Genomic DNA, 18,932 nt, shown 5'->3' on the forward strand with positions numbered 1-18,932 from the left:
TGGCTTAAGATATTGTAATGAAATAAATTTAAAATATTGATCTATTTTTTTATTTTTTGTTTTTATTTTACTTAAATAATTAAAAATAACTTAACATGATGTTTTTAAATAATTAATGCTTGTTTGTTATTTTTATATAACATAATATTTTATTATAAATAATTGTGGTTACAAAAAATTAAATACATAAAAATAATAAACTAGCTTTATTTTTTTATGTATTTAATTTTATCTAATAAAGTATATTCTAAAAAATGTGAAATTTAATCAAAAGAGTTTAAAGTTTTGTTAAAAACATCAGGTCCTAATTCTTCAGATAATGAAAAATTTGTCTATTAACTTTATTTTATCCAAGACAGCTATTAATATGTTTTCTCTTTTAATATTTCTGAAATAAAATATTTTAGGACAAGAAATCTTCGATCTAAAAAAAAGTGATTTTTCCATTGAGAAGGTGAAAATAAAAATTTATCATCGGTGTAAACTTTTTTTATTAAAATTTGAGGGTATATACCAATGAAACTGAAACTGATTTTGGCGTTCTCCACAACTTATTTTAGCTTGGTATCTAGTTTAGTTGCATTTGCAGGAAATAATCAAAAAAGTGTACGTTGGACTTATAAAGAAGATAACAATAGTGACTTCGTACACATCATTGATGTGATCAATCAAAAAACTGGTTTTGCCCTTTCAGTCTCCGATTTTTCGATGTTGGAAAGTCGTAAACTTGCAAAGTACAATTATCTCATGCTCACTCAATTACAAAATGGTTTACCAATTGAGGGGAACACTTTACGTATCTGGACGAATAACCAAGGAGAGCTTTTCCAGGTTGAAGCTCAAGTGAGCGATAAATCTTCTTCTGAGTTATCAAAACAAAGTCTCTCCATGAGTCCAGAGACCGTTCAAGCACTTCTTGCATCTGACACAACAATGGATTTAGTGCGAAAAGAAGTTTTTAACCATCCTGATGATAAACAGATTCGAAATGTGCAGTGGAAAGATGTAATCGAAAAAGATAAGGTTCTCCGTATTGTTAAAGTTAAAGGAAAGCGCGGAACACACCTTATTAAAATTGATCCTATTGGAAAGAAAGTTGTTGATCATCTTTATGAAGAGTTTCCAAACGCGGACAATGACATCAAGACGATAAGTATTCCTGTGCACATTTATCCAATTTATGAAGAAGTTGAGAAAACCAATGAACTGATGCCTCGTGTACCTGCCTATTTACGCAATCTAGTTAGCAAGATCCACAAAGCGGATTCGGATCCTTACTCACCCCTTCGTAGTATGAAATACCTTTATTCCATGCTTGATCCATTTAAAGGATTAACCGCTGCTGGTCGCAAAGATGGTTTTTGGGCTCCCACATATGTTAAGAGACAAGGAAATGCAATTCTAAATTCATTACCATTGGTTGATAACAATTTTGCTTCTGGTTTTGTACTTGAGGGGAAATTTACTTCAATCAACATTCATCCTGAAGCAATTAAGCAATTCAACGGGAAGTTATCTTTCAAACCGAAATTTTCAGGGCAGTTCCGTTTTGATTACCGTGACGATGAAATGATTCCAACCGCTACTTACCACGGCAAACCATTTGCTTCACGCAAAGAAATTGAGCATGTCGACGCTGTTCGTCTTCCTGATAATAATGTTCTTGAGTACTTGAACAATGGTTTCGACAGCATCCAAGTTTACTGGGCTGTGGATCAATTATTTGAGACGCTACATAAAAGTGGGTTTAATGATCCAGAATTATCTACAAGACCGTTCCATGCATTCTTATATGACCCCGATATTTCCATGAAAAATAATGCCTATTATACCGACGACACAATTAATTTTACAACTTATTCTCCCAATCAAGGTAACATGGCCCGTGATAATACCACGATTTGGCACGAACTTGGTCACGGTGTTATGGATCGTTTGATGGGAGATTTTATTAATTTAGCAGGTACCGGTGGACTTAGTGAAGGTATGGCGGATTTTGTTGCCCAAATGGTATTGCACGATGTTACGGGCGCAAGTTCATTCCCAGGTTTATCCGACATGCGTATTATTAACCAAACAGGATTTTTCTTGACCAACGAAGTGCATGACGATGGCGAAGCGTTTGGTGGTACCATGTATGATATTTTAACATCTTCAGAAAAGAAATTTGGAATCTATAACGGACTTCAAATGATGACGGACTTAACTTTAGATGCGATGCGACTTAGTAGAAATCACCCAGCTCTCGGAGAAAAAGAATGGTTTGATCATATGCTATTTGCTGATGAACTTGGCAATGGTAATGTTCGTAAAAGTGGTGACCTTAGGCCGCTCATTCTTGCTGCGTTAGCAAAGCGTAATTTTAGTATGGATAGCAATTCTCACGCTGAATTTGTTTTCAAAGCGAATGGTAATGATGTGATTGCGGGGCAACCTGGTTCACGTTCTAAACCTATTCCTATTACATTGAAACCTGGTGATACAAAAGCTTTCAATCTAACTGTTCAATTAAAAAATTCTGCATTCTACAAATTTAAATTTCCAGTGAAAGTAAGAGTTAGTTTAGACGGTGGGCCGATTCAGGGTGCAATACACTGGAAAGATGAAGAGCGTTCTCCTATTGTTTACACTCTGAAATCTGAGGCAGATATTGCAAAGATTCCTCTCGTAGCAACAGGAAAATGTGATGAGATTAATCGTGATGATGGAAGTTGTGTGGATTATGCATCGGTGCAGATTCTAAATGATGGACAAGATGTAACCAGCAAGCCACAGGCAAAGAAACGTTTTTATTTAAGGATGAAGCCATTAAAAACGAATAATATTGGATTTAATATGTAGTCGTCTTCACTCAAAAGGAATCACTTTAACCTCTCAAAATAAAGATTAAAAAGCCACTAAATATAATCATATTTATATTTGGTGGCTTTTTAAATATGAAAAAAATATAAAATTTTTTTTTGAACACTAATTTGACGCTACATTTGAGTTATTACATATTTTTTGTCAATGTTAATTTAGAAATAAAAGAAAAAATAAATAGATTTACAGGAGAATATAATGCTGTTTATAAAGAGAAGTATAGCAAGTTCTATCTTTAGTGCTGTTACTTTAATTGGTGCGCAATTTGTTTTTAATACCCAAGCTCATGCATGGAGTCACTTTAATGGTGAATTTCAAGTTTGTAATAAAATGAATGGAGCATTTCAAGTTAAAAAAACTGGTTCTTATCAAATGAATACAAGAGATCATGATTCAGCAAATCAAATCATAAATGCGCACTCTTGCGAAAATATAAAATTCTGGGCTCAATGGAAATCAAACAGTGATGATTATGATGATGCTATGGATTTTGATGTGATTCATAATGGAGAAACGGTAGGACATTTTACAATAAAAGTTCTTGCCAGAGTTAATTTTGCAGGAAGACTTTATTATGGTTTAAGAAAGGGGCATTCGAATTTTGTTAAATTAATATCGGAGGGAGGGAGTAACGCTGTTGATATAAAAATAGGAAGAATCGAATTTGATGATTAAAATCATCATACAAATTCTTGAATATCAATATTTTTATTTAATTGTTTCTTCAATTCTCTGCTATTCTTGTTCATAATGTAATATAAGAAGAAAAATACAACAATTTTTTAGAATGTTTCAAATACTCATTTGATTTACTTTTTCAGCTATTCTATTACCAATGATAAAGCATGAATTGGAATCTAAATGTATACCATCTATTAAGCTCGATTGAATATAAAGCCCCGCATCTAGGAATTCACATTGCATTTCAATAGATAAATCGAAATATAATTTTGATAATTCTTTTGATTTTCTTATCGCATCAAAGTTAAATTCAGGGTGTAAATTTTCAGTAATTGGTGGCGGGCAAATAATTAAAATTTTAGGTGCACATGCATTTTGCCCCCACACGGATTCTTTTATAAAAGCAACAATTTTTTGCAAACCTTTTTTAATTTCAAAGGTAGCTCGATTAAATTGTTTTTTTGTATCATTGGTTCCAAGCCATAGAATAATTAAATTAATTGGATAATGAATTTCAAGGCTACATTCTAAAAGAGTAAATCCATTTCTAAATGGTCTACCCGGATTTATTTCATCTAAATCTGTAGTACGACCATTTGTTCCATCGTAAAATACTTCATACTCAACACCTAGTTTCTCCTGCATAATGGTTGTCCAAAGTTCATTTTTGTTATGTCTTTTTACTAATTTTGTTTTGCTATTATAGCTTCCTGGTACAAAACCCCAAACATTAGAATCGCCGTAGCATAATATTCTTTTCATTTTTTTCTCTTATATTGATTCATGAATGTTAATATTTAATTTTAATTTGTTCTATAAATTATAAATTCACCAAAAGGAAACTCTTTCATTCTCAGGAAGTGTCATTGGATCTCCTTTTTTACAAGAATAAGTGTCTTCGAAATCTTTTGAGAGCTTTAAAATATTATTTACTCTGAATTCGGGAGAAGAATGAGTATCGTTTTTAGCTCTTTTATCATTGTAAACTGGTAGAGAAACTTCACAATATAATTTGGCATAGTTTATGAAAAATTCTTTTTGAAGGGGAATATAGCTTTTGTATTTAACAAAAAATAAAACTTTATATGTTGAATTAAGTCCAATATAATCTGCTATATTTTCTCTTAAACTAGTTTCTCCTTGTCCTCCATATTTATTAAATAAATTTATCATTTTATTTTTATTTTTTTCATAAATTTCTTTTTCGCTATCATTTGTAAATGAAAGAAAATTTTCTGTTTGTTCTTTAAATTCAATGGAATGAGCAATTTCATGTGCAACAATGAAACCTAAGGTACCCATCATGAATTGAAGAGATTGAAATTTGTTAAATTCATTAATATAAAGTCCTGATGGCAAAAGCGATAATTGATTTGAAAAAATTTTAAACTGGATAGAATCTTTAAATAAAGAGTTTCTCCATATGTTTGCATCGTCTAATTTTTTCATATTTTCTAACATTGAAGATATTTTATTTTTTTTCAAAATGGATAAATTTTTAAGATAATGGGTAGAGCTTAATTGATCTATCTTTTCAAATTGCCATTGCTCAAATATTTCTGGAAAAGTATTTTGTAATTTGATACTTCTAATTTTATAAATGGCCTTATCTTTTGTTTCTTGAGACATCCAAGAATTTTCTTTGATATTTTTAATTGTTCCTTTTTTGGCAATATCAAAAATAAACTGAGTTACTTTTTTATTAAATAATTGTTTATTTTCTTTAATAAAAAGATAATTAATATTTTGTTCGAAGTATTCGTAAATTTCTGAATAAGCTTCTTGTTCTAAATTGTAATTTCTACTTTTAGCCAACTTTACATCACTAAATGTATTATAATAATTTATTATTATATGGTACGCGGTAAGGATTACTACAGAAATGGGCCACGGAAAGAAATTGATACTTTAATAAACATTTTATGCCAAAACTCATCATGAATATTAGATTCTGTCATTTTGATTTTGGCATGAGTTATGGCACAAACTTTTCATTGATTTATCATGAAGCAATTTATCTATTTTTCTACTGCCAAAAACCACCGTTTATGTCGGATTTGATTTGAAATAAATCTAATTAAACAAAGTGGCCCATTTCTGTAGTAATCCTTACCGTGTACCTATTATTTCTATTTCAAATCTGAATTATTTGCAATAAAAAAATGCGGTTAATCGACCGTAAAATTAATTTTTATGATTGAGCGTTTTTTAAAAAATATTGATATCTGAGTAATATAATTTTAAATTATTTCAAACAATCAACACTAATTTTATTAGATTCTATTATAGCTTTATTCTTTTTATCATCAAAAATAATTTTGAATATTATGCCTGGAACTATAAATAAACAATAACCAACTCCAGTTATAGTTCTATATGTGGATATATTTTCATTATAATCAACTTTTGGAATCATTTTTTTTCTAAGTTCATTTATTAAACATTTTTCGTTTTCATTTTGTGCAATTTTGCATTGAATGCTTTCGCCTGATAAATTATTAACAGAAGTATTTCCAGTATTTATATTATAATTGCTACCGTTTAGATTGGTTGAAGTTACTCCTGATAACACAAGTCCTTTTAATGCACATGATTCTTCATAAGTATAATTAATAGGAGTGGCGCAGCTTGTTAATAACAAAGTAATTATTATAAAAACCGATAATATCTTTATTTTAAAACTAATTTTCATTATTTAACACCTTTCTTAACAATTTTAAAAAATTATAATTAAGTAATATAACATTTTTGAATTTATTAATATGCAATAATTTTGACGTATTATACACATAATCATTTAAAATTTTAATCTTATTTAATTTTAATTATTAAGAAATTTAATCAAGTAAAATTATGAATTATTATCTTTAAATTTTTTTATAAGTTTATTTGCTAATATTTTGTCTTTTTCTTTTTTATAATTATTAATATTCTTTATTTCATTTTTATGAAGAACTATATCATCGTCAATAATGCAATCAATTTGAAATTTTTCTTCTTGTTTATTATAAAATATAATATCTATTCTTTTTAATTCCTCAAAAGTCATACCAACTTTTAAAGTATTACTAATCTCAATTGGGGTTACTTTTGATATTTTATTATGCTTGTCAAATTTTATTCTATATTCTTTACCGTCAAATCTAACATTGTATTTTTTATTAGCTTCTACATTAAAATCCTTATCATATGAAGCATCTTTATAAAACCATCTATTATCTTTATTATGTAAATTTGACATAGATCCTCCTTTTTATCCGCAAAAATCAAATTATTATAAATTTTATATTCGTCATATTTTAAAAATAATTACATAATCATTTAAATTCAATAATAAGTCAGCCTTGGTATACATTTTCGGGGATTCTTGCAAAAATCAGAGTTTTGAGAAGTGAAACTTGAAAGTAGGCTTAAGTATTTGATTTTGTTTTTATAATTTGAGTTTAATTTTTTGACTGTGGGGTTATGATGATAAAATATTTTTAGTGGTATTTTTAAATGCCTAATAAATTAAAGGATAATTTTAATGTGTGATAAAAAATATTTTAATGGAAATAGAATGGTGATGGCAGCTCGCTATACTTATAATAATGATGTAACTACAATAGTTTATTTAGATAAGAGTGATTGTGAATATGAAAAAATTATTTATGATATGCAAAATCCATTTCAAGAAAAATGTAGAGTAATAATAAAGAAAGATGAATATGATCAAGTTTGTATTTCAAATACAAACGAAACAAAAGCTAATTATATTAAGCAATGTCTACAAAAAAAATCTGGTGGTTCTATCACTAATCCTATCGGAACTCCTCTTAATATTAGTTCTAGCGAGTATAGTAGGGCTATATGTTGTCATTATCCAAATTGTGGTCATTAGTAGCAGTCAATTGACTGCAAAGAAAAATTTGATTTTTGGTTTCACATGAAATATTTTCAGAACTTACCGAGCTAGGCCGGAGATCTAAAAATAAAATTTAGATTGAGAACAGGCCGAAGCTTTATGAATAGCTTTCCTCTGGCTCCAGAGGTAACACTACAATTTGGGCAACTCTATGCAGCTCCTTTGAGCTATTGTTTTTTTGCTAGAGCCAGTTTACTGGTAAAACTTTTTTCTGCTTAAGTTACTTTAGCAGAAAAAAGCTACCTGTTAAAATAAATTTAAAAATATTCTTAAATTATTGAAAAATATTTTTGAGAATGAGAAAAGCTTTTATAAGGTTAATAATACGCTTAAAAAGAAAGTAATTAATAATGGATAAACAAAAATCGAACAAGCAAAGATTGGAAGAAGAAATTAAAAAAGGAACTTTAAAAAAACCGGATTTTCTTTGGTTTAATTTGATATTAATTTTATTTTGCATTTCTTATGCAATTTATAAATCTTTTTTTAATTAATAATTTCAATTTTTTTTGTTACTAAGATCTAACACTATCAAAGTTTTTGGGCAAAATAATTTCAAAGATATTAATTAATGTCTTTACTGCGTTCTTCTTCCGCTTACACAGTATCGTTTTTGCAAACTACTTGAAAGACCCTACTGGAACTTTTCTGATAAATATCCAAAAAATTGAACACATTTTTGAAAAACTTCGCCTATAGCAATGTTATAAAATTTTTCTAAGCTTAGTGCTATAGTGCTATTTCATGATCTGACGTTGGATTGTCAAAAACAATTTTTGCAAAAGACATATGTAAAATACAAATACTTAAAAAATGTTAATTAACTATGTTGCCGTATAAAATTACAGGAACCAGCACCACATGATAAAGTAATTATTTTAGATATTTATAAAATTTATTTGAATTTAAATTTGATTTGTTTGCCTCCTCAAGCTAAATTTTTGTTTTTATCTGTGCAGTTTAGTTGTGATAGTGTTTAAAGTTGGTACCAGAATACCAGCTTTTTTTATTATTAAGTTCAATTTGCCTTTTATGGGGTACCAAGCAGCTGAAACGGAAAAAATGTTGATTGAATCAAACACTATGCAAAATTCTTGCTTAGTGCTTATTGAGATCAATTTAGATTCTCCCCAAGGCTTTAAGCCCTAAGAGGCAGAGAGTGCTTCCGAAACTTATCAGTCACACTTAAGCTTTTAACTTTACTCAATCTTCTTTTTTCTTAATAATTTTTATTTTCAAAACACTAAGCCTAAAAACCTTGTTTTTCTTTTTTGTAAAATTTTCTTAATTTATTTAAATTGTTATACAATCTACCCTCTTCTGCACAAACAGGCTAAAGAGGCTACAGTAATGGCTATCAAGGAATCAAAATAGGTTGAGAAATGCAATATACATCTTTTAAAAGCGAAAGAAGTAAAAAGCTAATGAGAAAAATATTGTTATAGTAATGTTATTTAGATAATATTTATATATATTTTTAATAATTATTATTTTATATAAAATTTTAAATTAAATTTTATATACAAGCTTTTATTTTAATGATATTAAGATTTTGTTTATTAAAACAAATAGTTGATACAATTGAAACCGTTTTTTTTTGTGGTGTTTTTCATTTTAAAAAGGATTTTTTATGAATAAATTGATTGTGTTATCTTCTTTTTTGGTGTTTTCAGCTTACGCCCATGCGCAAGGCGCAGTAACGCGCGGTACTCCTGTGTGTGGAACGGCTGAATTTTGTTTAGTTGATTTTTATGTAGACGACGTTATAGCTGGTTCTATTGAAATTTATGAAGAGAATTTTAATGACCAAAACAACACTTCGATACAAAAAGGCGTTACTTACTTTTTAGGTGACAACACACCTCATGTTTCTTATGCAGCCTGCTTATCTAATGAAATGTGTAAAATTGTGCATGACGAAAAAGTAGCTCTTTATGTTTATGAAAATGACCGTTTCCCAAGCAACGGAAGAAGCAAACGTAATTATTTAGAGATGTTTAGAAAACTTGCCGAAGTTGCGGCAAGAACAAAGTCAGGCCGTGCCGCTATTAAATACGCTAAAGAATATGGAGAAAAAAATAAAGGGGTTGTTGCAGATATCCTAAGAAATGCACCAATTGAAATGCATCAAAACTCAGTGTTAGATAAAACGATTGCTGAACAAATTGATAGACAAAATGCAAAAATAGAGGCACAGAAAGCGAAAGAAGAACAAGAGAGAAGAAAAGGTCTATTAGATGGGACAGCACCGCGTAATTACGTAAAAGGTAGAGACACAATTGATTGGGTATCAAAAAACTACGGTAATGGTGGTAAGATAGTCTCAGGTAAAGGCAAATCACACGGCAATTGGGCACGCTAAATTTAAATAGTTTATAGAAAGTTACACGATGAAAAAAATAATTTTAACAGCGCTTGTTTCTATATCTTCTTTTGTTTCTCTTGACGCTTACGCCTGCCGTAAATGCACTATACAACAAGAAAATCGAGCTGAACAACTAAGGAATGAAGCTTATTGGAGAGAGCAACAGTATCAAGCTGAGCTAAGAGCAAAAAATCAAGCAATAAGAGATCGCAACGCTTTGATTGATCTTAGAAATAAAAATAGTGAAGCTATACTATATTTTAACTATAGTGATACAGTTATTAAATACCCTGCTTTAACTTATGAGCGTTGGACAATCATTCAATATGCAGCTAGAGAAATTGCAAAAAAAGATTTACCAATTGATATCCCTGCAATGGTTCGTGAAGGTCTTAATGCAGATGGTTCAGGATGGGTTGGGGAACCTACAGTAAAAGAAGTAAATGAAAGAGAAATTAAAAAACTTGGTCAAACGCTTTTTATGGAATTCTATAATCTTAGAAATGCAGATATGACTAGAGATATGGCAAGTATTTATTTTGCAGTGGTAAAAACAGCGAGAGCTTACGCGGCAGCGGCAACAAATGCTTATAAAGATTTCTTCATTGATGAGTTTTTAGAAAGAGCAATGAGTTCAAACGCTCAATACTTCAGAACAGACACAGCGGAAGGGCGTGACGCGCAATATACAAAAGATTACCGTAGTACGCACGTAAGCGTTACACCAAGCTATTCTAGCAGAAGATATCAACCACATTCATCAGGATATATTGAAATTCTCCCTTAAATTTAAAGCGGTCGAGCTAACTGGGTGAGTAAACCAGGGGAATTTCACCCCTAGTTTCTCTCAGAACCGTACGTGAATCTCTCGATTCATACGGCTCCTATTGTTCAGTCATTAATTAAATTCCTTTAGCGTTTTTCCAATGCTCAAATAATATAGAATTTTGCTTTTGCATTCTTCTAATTAAATCTCTTGCTCTGGAATAACTTCGATTTAATTTCTTAAATTTTCTTCTTGCCCATCTTACGAGAGCAAAATTAACTGCACGAGAAATAGTATGAATTGCTAAAGAACCATAAAATTTACAGTAATAGTTAAGCCATCCACGTAACACTGGATTAATTGAACAAGCAATCTCTTCAATTTTTGCATGACTTAATAAATGGATTTTCCAATTACGTATCCGCCCTTGGATTATCTTTCTTACCTTGTCACCAATTGCAGGAGTAAAAGAAGTCATTATGTTTCCATATTTTGTTTTCACCATTCTTGGACGAAAAGTATACCCTAGAAAATCAAAAGCCGTTACTTTATAAGTTCCATTTCTTTGATTATCTTTACAGTATATTATTTTCGTTTTAGTTGGATGTAAATCTAGAAAACATTCTGATAGCCGTTTCCTTACTGCGGAAAGAATTATATTAGCTTGGTTTTCTGATATGCAGTGAATTACGAGGTCATCTGCGTATCTTGCAAATAGAACTCCTGGAAAATGAATTTCCATCCATTTATCAAAAGCATAATGCATGAATAAATTAGAGATCAATGGACTAATTACTCCACCCTGAGGCGTGCCTTTAGTTCTTTCTATTCTCAATCCATCAATATCTTCCAATGGGCTTTTTAACCATCTTTCGATATAAAGCAGTATCCATTTGCAATCCGTGTGTTTCTTTAAAGCTTTCATGAGCAATTCATGATTCATATTATCAAAGAAACCCTTAATATCCAGATCTATAACCCAATCAAATTTCCAGCATCTTTCACGAGTTTTACCGACTGCATCTAATGCTGATTTATTTGGTCGATAGCCATAGGAATCAGGATGAAAAATAGCCTCAATTTGTGGTTCAAGCATTCTCTTCAGAGTAGTTTGGGCAATTCTATCAGCAACTGTAGGGATTCCTAAAGTGCGTTTCCCTCCATCTTTCTTTGGTATTTCTACTTTTCGAACAGATGGCGGAAAGTAACTTCCCGACGACATACGATTCCAAAGCTTGTACAAATTGTCTTTGAGATTTGCTTCAAAGTCTTCTATAGATTGTTTATCAATACCATGTGCTCCATGATTTTCTTTTACACTTTTCCATGCCTCCCATACAGTTGATTTAGAAACTTCAAATGACTTTGTAGTTGTCATTAACTCCTCCCATTTCTGGTTGATTAAAGTAACCACTAAAACAACACAGCCCCTTCGCTCCACAAATGTTACTTTGCTTCTTAACTATTACGAGCTGTTCCGCCCCTGTGCTAAACATCTGTATTTAAGCCTTGTGGTGCTTCCACTTGAACTTCTACATTTACATTTTAACGACAGGTTCCCACGTTCCGTGCAGAAGCCTGAATCAAGTTCACGCCATCTCTGTGCCGGATGCCGCTTAAACAATAAACAGGTAACCTTTAAGCTTATCCCAAAGAACCGCTAGTCCTTGGTTTTGACATCATTTTACGCTAACGACACCTCATCAATGGTTCATTTACATTCGTCTCCTTGATTCTTACCTGACACATTTACTGTGCCTTTTCTCTAACGCTCACTAAAATAACTCTTTATTATTGCAGCTTAGAGTGGTTTGAAGTCTTCTCCTGCAAGACGACTTCGAGAGGCCAACTCTCATCTTTCGCACAGCATTGCTGTAATTACCTTTCGGTATTCACCACATTCGTGGCACACTAACGGCGCGCATTCCTAGGAGGCCCTCTAAGCCGATAGCTTCGTTTTGACGCCATTTGAAGTCAGAAAATAACTTTTTTCCCTTTAAAAAAGGGAATTTAACTTGCAAAAAATTTGGTTACACTTGTTTTAACTTTTAAGAAAAAAATGTTCGCATTTTTTTAACAGATTGAGAATTTAAAGGTATTTTTAAAAATAATTGAATCCAAAGTGTGCAATTTTATCTCAAAATCAAATTAAAAGTTCGTACTCTGCCCGTTGTGCGAACTTTTTTGCTGCTTTTCTCATAACCAATTTTTTTAAAATTTAATCCTTTATAAAAATGGATAACTATTAAAAAAACGGGGTCAAATGGCGTCTGGCCACAGCCATCGGCTTAGAGTGCCATAAAGGGGGCTTTTTTAATTAGCTTGCTTTTTTACTTCTGATATCAATTTCAAGAGTAGGATCATATTCTTTTAATTGTTCGTTAATTAAAATTTTAGCAAACGGAGCTAGAGAGTATCCCATTGCAATAGCAATGCGGTTTGCATAATCAAGACCAACTTTTTCACGTCCCGTTTCTACAGCACTAATAAATTGTTTTTTACTTCCAATTTTATCGGCAAGTTCTTGTTGAGTCATTCCATCGGCTTCACGAAGGGTCCGTACATACTCCCCGAATGTAACGCCATCAATAAACTCTCTAATCGAATCACCGCCCTTATTTGTCATATGTTTAACTTTAGTAGTCATGTGGTGTGAGCTCCTGCATTTCAATAATTTCCATTTTACCATTAATAATAATGTAAATCCCTCTCCATTTACCGCCAAGCTTAATAGCTCGTTGGCCTTTTCTATCGCCAATCAATTCATGATCTCTCCAGATGTGTTCTTTTTGAATGGCTTCAATTCCTTTGCTTGTAACAGACTCCATCCAGGTAAAGTATTTTAACTTAACAATGTTATCTGCTTTTTTAATTTGCTTTGAAAACGTTTTCGATTCCCTGACTTCTGTCATTCAGCCCTCCTTGCTAAAGTAAAGGTAAAACATTTACCTCAAAAAGTCAAGGTTTTACCTTTACAAATCCTGACGATATAATTGCAAGAAACCCCATATTAATAGTCATTTACACATTTAAATAAATACCCATTTTCACACATCATAATGAGGGTTATCATAACTGTATATTTTTGATTGTTTTTATAGCTGTTTTTAAGCCAAAATTTTCTGGTCTTATAAGATAAATTTTTTTATGCTTTGCTTTCTGTGAACCTAGTTAAAAAATAAGAAAGGATTTATGTGATGTCTTCAAATGATTTTAAAATAGGCGATGTAGTTGAGTTAAAAAGTGGATCTGAGCCTATGACTGTAGTTGGTATTGGTATAAGCGAATTTAATGATAATAAGACTTTTGTTCATTGCAATTGGTTTAACAAAGTTTCAGACTTTCCAGAAAATATTTCTTTTGCGTCGAATGGGAATTACAGTTCACATCAAATTGGATCTACTTCATTTCCTCCAGAAGCACTAAAAAAGGTTAATAGATAATTTTTGTATAAATGGATACTCATCTATAGACTGTTAAACTATTTTTTTAGTCAAATTCAACATGAGCTGACAAATTTCATAATTGGTTTGATTCACTCTAAAATATCTTTTAAAATAATTTCTTGTAGTTAAGACTTTTGAAAGGAGTATACCTTGGAAGAAAAAGCAGAAATTAAAGAAATATTAGACCAAATTAAAAATTATACCTTTAATATTTATGAAATATATGCTTTGGACCCCATTTAAGTTGACACATGATTAATGTGAATTTTGATACTGTATTGGGCTCATCATTGCAAGTCCGGAATGTGGTGCGTGATGATTATAATCATAAAACCATTCCTCTAAATGCTCTAAAACCCAATCAGCAGAATAACAATCATTGACATAAACATAATCTCTTTTAAACGTACCAACAAATGCTTCTGCCATTCCATTACTTGATGGACTATAAGCAGCGGTGTAACAAGGTTTTAATCCTAAATTTCTTGCTAAATTTTGTACGGATTTATCTCGATAAATTGAGCCTCTATCTGAAAGCCATTCTATTTGTCTTTGTGTCTTTAAATTATTAAATCTTTTTTCTACTGAATGAATCATTAAATCTTGAATATTTTTACCTAATAAGGGTTCTTTTGATGCTACATAGCTAATTGCTTCTCTATCTCGACAATCTAAAGAGAATGCTACATATACTTTTTCATCATTAAAACACCTTATTTCAAAACCATACGAACACCAACGAGTGTTTGAATGTAAAGTTATTATTTTACCAGTTCCAGTATGCTCTTTTCGTTGAACTTCCGTTTTAGGCAAGAGCAATCCGTTATTTTTCATTATTCTATATATTCTTTTTTTATTAACTTTCCCATGATTCTCTTGAATAACGTTATTAACCATTGCTGTTACCCTTTTGTAACCATACGTTGGTCTATTTTCTAATATATTCTTTATTATTGATAATAAAAAAGTATCTTCCTTTTTTACATAATTCTTCATGCAGACGACCTTAGTTTTATTTTTATAAATTGATTGTCTTGATATCTTTAAATTTTTACTAACTCTTAATATTTTATATTTACCTAAATTTAGGATTTCTTTTGCTGTTTCAACAGTTCTTTCTTTTGGATGTTTTTTTTCATTATATCAATTGCATCTGTTAGAATTGAATTATCTATTGTTAAGTTTGAAACAGCTTTTTCTAAATGTTTATTACGTTTTTTAAGGTTCTCATTTTCTGCAAGTATTTCTTCTATATTTGTTGGACTAGTAGATTGATTTTCATCTTTATCACTCATGCAGAGACTCCTTTTCCAGCTATATAAAGTCACTGGATGAATCTGATGTTTACGCGATAATACGGATAAACTCAAGCCAGAGTTAAAGTGTTCCTCTAATATTTCTCTTTTTTCATGATATCCAAATCTTTTCTTTACTGCTTTTAATTTATCCATTGACTACACTTTCGGTTGTGAAAAGTGTCAACTTCAAATGGGGGTTACGATCAATTATTAGCAAAGGATATGCTTTAAAAAAATCATGTTTTTTAAAACGGAATAAAAATAATATTAATTTGATTTAATCATTTTGAGATGATAGTAATTATAAATTCAAATTTAAACCTGCAAGCTAATGTCAGGGTTATTTAAGATAAAATAATACTTGCCCTTATTCTATCAATTAATTTTTCTTTCAGCTTTTCATAGTCTTCCCATACAACAAAATTAATTTGACTTATATCAAAATGTAAAAATCTCTTTTCAAAGATATCCTTTCTCACAGTATAAATAACGTCTTTGCCAAGACCATATGCATAACCAGCTTCAAAATAAGATCCATCCGTTTTATATTTCATAAATTCTTCTGTATAATTCGTTCCATCTATATCAGGTGTAAAATCGGCGATAACAAATCTAGACTCACGAATTTCATTGAAGATTCTAAAAGTAATATTGTCGTTATGAAACTGTGAAACAGTTGAAGCAATAAGATCATGGTTCACAGCATTACAAGCCTGATTTACAGCTTCGATATACTGATTTTGATTACTACAAAATTTCATTGCAATAAATACTTTATTTGATTTATTAAATTTAATTTCTTCTTCTATAAGTTGATACGCTTCAATAGTCAAAGATATTTCATGATTATCGTTTAAGAATTTATTTATTAATGAACTATTGTTATTCCATCTTTCAACATTATTCATATAACTATCTCGGAAGGAAATAAAATCAATATTATTTAAAATAATAAAAGATTTCTTAATTAAATAATCTAATATTATTAAATACTCTTTAACAGATGTTAACTTACATAAATACAAATCACATAATTCAACTTTAAAAAAATCGAAGGCACCTATTTTGGAATCATCAATTTTTTTGTTAAATATTTTCAAAATATCTATATATTTTTTTGATTGAATAACATTTAAATTTTTAACTTCTTCTAAACTTTGGCAACTAATATTTTCATTTAAATCAGGAAAATTATTTTTATTCTCATTGTTTAAAAACCAATATGTAATTTTCTTATTTATTTTATTTTTCACGTTATAATATACCATATTTGCCTTAAATTGAGGTAAATTTTGATAGTATTGTGGAATTGCTAATGGACCTCCCATAAGAACATATTCACCACAAATCATACATCCTTGGACTCTAATGCCCTGATGAGTTGTTAAAGTTATTTCTTGAATATCATTAGAATTATTATTGCATATCTTACAACTATTCATAATTATTATCCTTGATATATTATATAACTAAAAATTAATAAAAAACCCATTTCAAAATATGAACTAATTACATGAAGATTCTATTAAAAAAATTATCCTGCCAATTTTTAGCTCTCTCCTCAAAGTATGCTTCTTTTTTTCAAACTGGAATTTGATTTGAAAAAAGGGTGAAAGCAAAAAAATGCAATTTATTGTTTCCATGCATCGTAACAAAATTTTAAAGGCTATGCCGGATAGGGAGGATAAGGGAACTTATCCTGCCAATAGGTAAAGGGTAATATCTAGGAGTATCTTTTGGAAGTTTTTTCTCAGTTCATAATACTTATTTTATACATGCTTCGCTCTTTGCATATTTTATACCTTTGATTCTAATTTTGAATTAGAATACAACATTGAATGAGGGGTTTTAGTAATGATAAACGTTAAAGAACTTATACCTATTCGCTTTGTTGGTAATGCATATGATAAACACAGATTACCTGTGGAGTCTTTATCTGATTTGATTGCTTTAGCTGAAGCCATCAAAATTTCTGCAAAAGAGAAATATAAGGAAAAGCATCCAGAAAGGTTAAGGATGCCAAATAACTTTAAAGAAAAATTTAGATTATTTATTGATGAAATTCAGGAAGGAAGCGCTGTTCCTATAATGAAGTTGCAGTACGAAGATGAGTTAGATAATGATTTTGTCACGTCGCATGAAGAAGCAACTAATGAAATTAAAAATATTCTTCGACAAGCCGCAAGTTCTCAAGAAACAGGAATTCAAACCTGGCTACCTGAAGGAGCATTTAAACATCTTTTCAAATTTGGAAAAGGTATAAGTAAGGATTGTCATATAGAGATTAATGATAATTCAAATATTATTAAAGTAGATTTTAATACTCGTGAATATCTTTTCAAACAAAATTTAAATAAAATTCAAACAAGGAGAAGCACTTTAATTTTTAATGGAGAGTTATTTAAAGTTGACTTTAGTACTTTTACTTGCTGTATCGAGTTAGATGATGGAACACTTAAAAGTTTTTCATTTTCAGAAAATATTTCTGAACTTATTCGTTCTAGCTTAAGAAAAGATGTTAGAATATTAGTAAATGGGCAAGTTGATAAACATAATGATCTAATTGGTCAAGGCTCAATTTTAATTATTGATCATTTTGATAACAACCAATTTATTGGTATGAATAAAGCAATTGATAAACTTAAAGAACTTCAGGATGGTTGGTATTGGGAGGGATTAGGAAAAGCTTTGAATCCTAACGTTATTAAATTAATATTGGATTTTTGTCAAAAATGTATTGATAAAGGGCTACCACCACCATTTATATTTCCTGGTATTGATAAGAATGAAGTTTACTTAGAATGGCCTACTCTTGAAGGCTTAATTACAGTTTCTTTTTTTGGTGAATCTAAAGAAGCAAATCTCTATGGATCCATTGAAGAAATTGATTTCAATATTCAAGATGATGAAAAAGTAGATTATGTAATTAACAATATTGCTGAAAAATTTATAATACATTGAAAGGATTTTTCATCTAATGGATGCCAATGAAGAAACCTTGATTTCTGATCCAAATGAAATTTTGTATCGTCAAATTCATCCTAATCATTATTCATATGGTCAAATTGCTTCAATTTGTTTTTGTCCAAATTCACAAGATAATAACAAACTTTCAGTTAGACAAAGCAAGCATGTTTCATCGAAAGAGGCTTTTGAAATTCACAAGAATATTTTAAACTTAAAAACAGTTGGTACTTGGGGATTATCTGTTGAAGAAGTTTCAAGAGAAGCACTTAAGGTTATTGATGATTCTGATCATGTGTCGAATAAAGGACATGCTTATATAAATTTTAATTCTCTAACTAAAAATGAAAGTAAAAAAATAGCTCAAAAACTTGTTAAATATGCAATGAATAGAGGAAATTTATACGAAGAATAAATTATTATTTATTTTGTAATTATATATTATATTTAATGAATAAATTTTAAATAATAACCTTTCTTAAAATTCGTCATGCCTCTAAAAATCGCATTTTTAAAGCAAATTCTTAAATATTGTAAATCTTGCTCTATTCATTTTGTACCTAGTTACAATACTAAAACTTCAAGAAAAGCCGGATAAGTGAACTTATCCGGAAAAACGAGGGGGGGAAGAGATCGCAAACAAAGA

General features: G+C 30.1%; 18 protein-coding genes. 8 read left to right on the forward strand and 10 right to left on the reverse strand.

Annotated features, from left to right (window positions below; genetic code table 11):
• The first annotated feature begins 516 nt into the window (after positions 1-516).
• Both GCL60_RS09940 and GCL60_RS09945 read left to right on the forward strand, forming a co-directional pair.
• On the forward strand, positions 517-2,841 hold the full coding sequence (locus tag GCL60_RS09940; protein WP_153420503.1) for a gluzincin family metallopeptidase: 2,325 nt from the start codon (positions 517-519) through the stop codon (positions 2,839-2,841).
• 219 nt (positions 2,842-3,060) lie between these two features.
• The gene (locus GCL60_RS09945; RefSeq protein ID WP_153420504.1) at positions 3,061-3,537 is read left to right on the forward strand and encodes a hypothetical protein; all 477 of its coding nucleotides are present in this window, start codon (positions 3,061-3,063) and stop codon (positions 3,535-3,537) included.
• A 117-nt stretch (positions 3,538-3,654) separates the two neighbouring features.
• Here GCL60_RS09945 and GCL60_RS09950 read toward each other — a convergent pair whose 3' ends face one another.
• The 4 genes from GCL60_RS09950 to GCL60_RS09965 form a co-directional block, all read right to left on the reverse strand.
• Positions 3,655-4,305 (reverse strand): GDSL-type esterase/lipase family protein, encoded by a 651-nt coding sequence (locus GCL60_RS09950; protein WP_153420505.1) that lies wholly within the window; start codon positions 4,303-4,305, stop codon positions 3,655-3,657.
• A 66-nt stretch (positions 4,306-4,371) separates the two neighbouring features.
• The gene (locus tag GCL60_RS09955) at positions 4,372-5,358 is read right to left on the reverse strand and encodes a M13-type metalloendopeptidase (RefSeq protein WP_153420506.1); all 987 of its coding nucleotides are present in this window, start codon (positions 5,356-5,358) and stop codon (positions 4,372-4,374) included.
• A gap of 430 nt (positions 5,359-5,788) precedes the next feature.
• Positions 5,789-6,235 (reverse strand): hypothetical protein, encoded by a 447-nt coding sequence (locus GCL60_RS09960; protein WP_153420507.1) that lies wholly within the window; start codon positions 6,233-6,235, stop codon positions 5,789-5,791.
• 159 nt (positions 6,236-6,394) lie between these two features.
• Complete coding sequence (locus GCL60_RS09965; RefSeq protein ID WP_153420508.1) at positions 6,395-6,784, reverse strand: hypothetical protein; 390 nt, start codon at positions 6,782-6,784, stop codon at positions 6,395-6,397.
• 285 nt (positions 6,785-7,069) lie between these two features.
• Between GCL60_RS09965 and GCL60_RS09970 the strand changes: the two genes are divergently transcribed.
• The 3 genes from GCL60_RS09970 (at position 7,070) to GCL60_RS09980 (ending at position 10,599) form a co-directional block, all read left to right on the forward strand.
• Positions 7,070-7,423, forward strand: a complete 354-nt coding sequence (locus GCL60_RS09970) for a hypothetical protein (RefSeq protein ID WP_153420509.1) — start codon at positions 7,070-7,072, stop codon at positions 7,421-7,423.
• A gap of 1,684 nt (positions 7,424-9,107) precedes the next feature.
• Entirely contained in the window at positions 9,108-9,809 is a 702-nt protein-coding gene (locus tag GCL60_RS09975; protein ID WP_153420510.1) for a hypothetical protein, read from the forward strand.
• A gap of 28 nt (positions 9,810-9,837) precedes the next feature.
• Complete coding sequence (locus GCL60_RS09980; RefSeq protein ID WP_161998162.1) at positions 9,838-10,599, forward strand: hypothetical protein; 762 nt, start codon at positions 9,838-9,840, stop codon at positions 10,597-10,599.
• A gap of 115 nt (positions 10,600-10,714) precedes the next feature.
• Here the strand turns inward: GCL60_RS09980 and ltrA are convergent, their stop codons facing one another.
• From ltrA to GCL60_RS09995, 3 genes are all read right to left on the reverse strand, one after another.
• Complete coding sequence (ltrA, locus tag GCL60_RS09985) at positions 10,715-11,956, reverse strand: group II intron reverse transcriptase/maturase (protein WP_153420512.1); 1,242 nt, start codon at positions 11,954-11,956, stop codon at positions 10,715-10,717.
• A 939-nt stretch (positions 11,957-12,895) separates the two neighbouring features.
• Positions 12,896-13,225: a helix-turn-helix domain-containing protein gene (locus GCL60_RS09990; protein ID WP_161998163.1), complete on the reverse strand. Its 330-nt coding sequence runs from the start codon at positions 13,223-13,225 to the stop codon at positions 12,896-12,898.
• Positions 13,215-13,490 carry a type II toxin-antitoxin system mRNA interferase toxin, RelE/StbE family gene (locus GCL60_RS09995; RefSeq protein WP_153420514.1) on the reverse strand — a complete coding sequence of 92 codons (276 nt, stop codon included), beginning with the start codon at positions 13,488-13,490 and terminating at the stop codon, positions 13,215-13,217. The genes GCL60_RS09990 and GCL60_RS09995 overlap by 11 nt, the downstream gene beginning before the upstream one ends.
• 285 nt (positions 13,491-13,775) lie before the next feature.
• Here GCL60_RS09995 and GCL60_RS10000 point away from each other — a divergent pair, with 285 nt between their 5' ends.
• Positions 13,776-14,021 (forward strand): DUF2158 domain-containing protein, encoded by a 246-nt coding sequence (locus tag GCL60_RS10000; RefSeq protein ID WP_153420515.1) that lies wholly within the window; start codon positions 13,776-13,778, stop codon positions 14,019-14,021.
• Between the two features lie 258 nt (positions 14,022-14,279).
• Here GCL60_RS10000 and GCL60_RS10005 read toward each other — a convergent pair whose 3' ends face one another.
• From GCL60_RS10005 to GCL60_RS10015, 3 genes are all read right to left on the reverse strand, one after another.
• Positions 14,280-15,116, reverse strand: a complete 837-nt coding sequence (locus tag GCL60_RS10005; RefSeq protein WP_153420516.1) for an IS3 family transposase — start codon at positions 15,114-15,116, stop codon at positions 14,280-14,282.
• Entirely contained in the window at positions 15,110-15,475 is a 366-nt protein-coding gene (locus GCL60_RS10010; RefSeq protein ID WP_153420517.1) for a transposase, read from the reverse strand. Before GCL60_RS10010 ends, GCL60_RS10005 begins: the two co-directional genes overlap by 7 nt.
• Positions 15,476-15,666: 191 nt before the next feature.
• Positions 15,667-16,764: a hypothetical protein gene (locus GCL60_RS10015; RefSeq protein ID WP_153420518.1), complete on the reverse strand. Its 1,098-nt coding sequence runs from the start codon at positions 16,762-16,764 to the stop codon at positions 15,667-15,669.
• A 412-nt stretch (positions 16,765-17,176) separates the two neighbouring features.
• On the opposite strand from GCL60_RS10015, the gene GCL60_RS10020 reads away from it, so the two are divergent.
• Together GCL60_RS10020 and GCL60_RS10025 are read left to right on the forward strand one after the other, a co-directional pair.
• Positions 17,177-18,283, forward strand: coding sequence for a hypothetical protein (locus GCL60_RS10020; protein ID WP_153420519.1), 1,107 nt, complete (start codon positions 17,177-17,179; stop codon positions 18,281-18,283).
• 16 nt (positions 18,284-18,299) lie between these two features.
• A complete protein-coding gene (locus GCL60_RS10025) occupies positions 18,300-18,701 on the forward strand; it encodes a hypothetical protein (RefSeq protein ID WP_153420520.1) in 402 nt (133 codons plus the stop codon).
• Positions 18,702-18,932: the final 231 nt, after the last annotated feature.

Origin of the sequence: Silvanigrella paludirubra, assembly GCF_009208775.1 — a bacterium.
GTDB classification, from domain to species: Bacteria; Bdellovibrionota_B; Oligoflexia; order Silvanigrellales; family Silvanigrellaceae; genus Silvanigrella; species Silvanigrella paludirubra.

Coding starts and splice junctions, on each gene's coding strand:
- GCL60_RS09940 (WP_153420503.1), top strand. CDS start 517: ATGAAACTGAAACTGATTTTGGCGTTCTCCACAACTTATTTTAGCTTG.
- GCL60_RS09945 (WP_153420504.1), top strand. CDS start 3,061: ATGCTGTTTATAAAGAGAAGTATAGCAAGTTCTATCTTTAGTGCTGTT.
- GCL60_RS09950 (WP_153420505.1), bottom strand. CDS start 4,305: ATGAAAAGAATATTATGCTACGGCGATTCTAATGTTTGGGGTTTTGTA.
- GCL60_RS09960 (WP_153420507.1), bottom strand. CDS start 6,235: ATGAAAATTAGTTTTAAAATAAAGATATTATCGGTTTTTATAATAATT.
- GCL60_RS09965 (WP_153420508.1), bottom strand. CDS start 6,784: ATGTCAAATTTACATAATAAAGATAATAGATGGTTTTATAAAGATGCT.
- GCL60_RS09970 (WP_153420509.1), top strand. CDS start 7,070: ATGTGTGATAAAAAATATTTTAATGGAAATAGAATGGTGATGGCAGCT.
- GCL60_RS09980 (WP_161998162.1), top strand. CDS start 9,838: ATGAAAAAAATAATTTTAACAGCGCTTGTTTCTATATCTTCTTTTGTT.
- ltrA (WP_153420512.1), bottom strand. CDS start 11,956: ATGACAACTACAAAGTCATTTGAAGTTTCTAAATCAACTGTATGGGAG.
- GCL60_RS09990 (WP_161998163.1), bottom strand. CDS start 13,225: ATGACTACTAAAGTTAAACATATGACAAATAAGGGCGGTGATTCGATT.
- GCL60_RS09995 (WP_153420514.1), bottom strand. CDS start 13,490: ATGACAGAAGTCAGGGAATCGAAAACGTTTTCAAAGCAAATTAAAAAA.
- GCL60_RS10000 (WP_153420515.1), top strand. CDS start 13,776: ATGTCTTCAAATGATTTTAAAATAGGCGATGTAGTTGAGTTAAAAAGT.
- GCL60_RS10010 (WP_153420517.1), bottom strand. CDS start 15,475: ATGGATAAATTAAAAGCAGTAAAGAAAAGATTTGGATATCATGAAAAA.
- GCL60_RS10015 (WP_153420518.1), bottom strand. CDS start 16,764: ATGAATAGTTGTAAGATATGCAATAATAATTCTAATGATATTCAAGAA.
- GCL60_RS10020 (WP_153420519.1), top strand. CDS start 17,177: ATGATAAACGTTAAAGAACTTATACCTATTCGCTTTGTTGGTAATGCA.
- GCL60_RS10025 (WP_153420520.1), top strand. CDS start 18,300: ATGGATGCCAATGAAGAAACCTTGATTTCTGATCCAAATGAAATTTTG.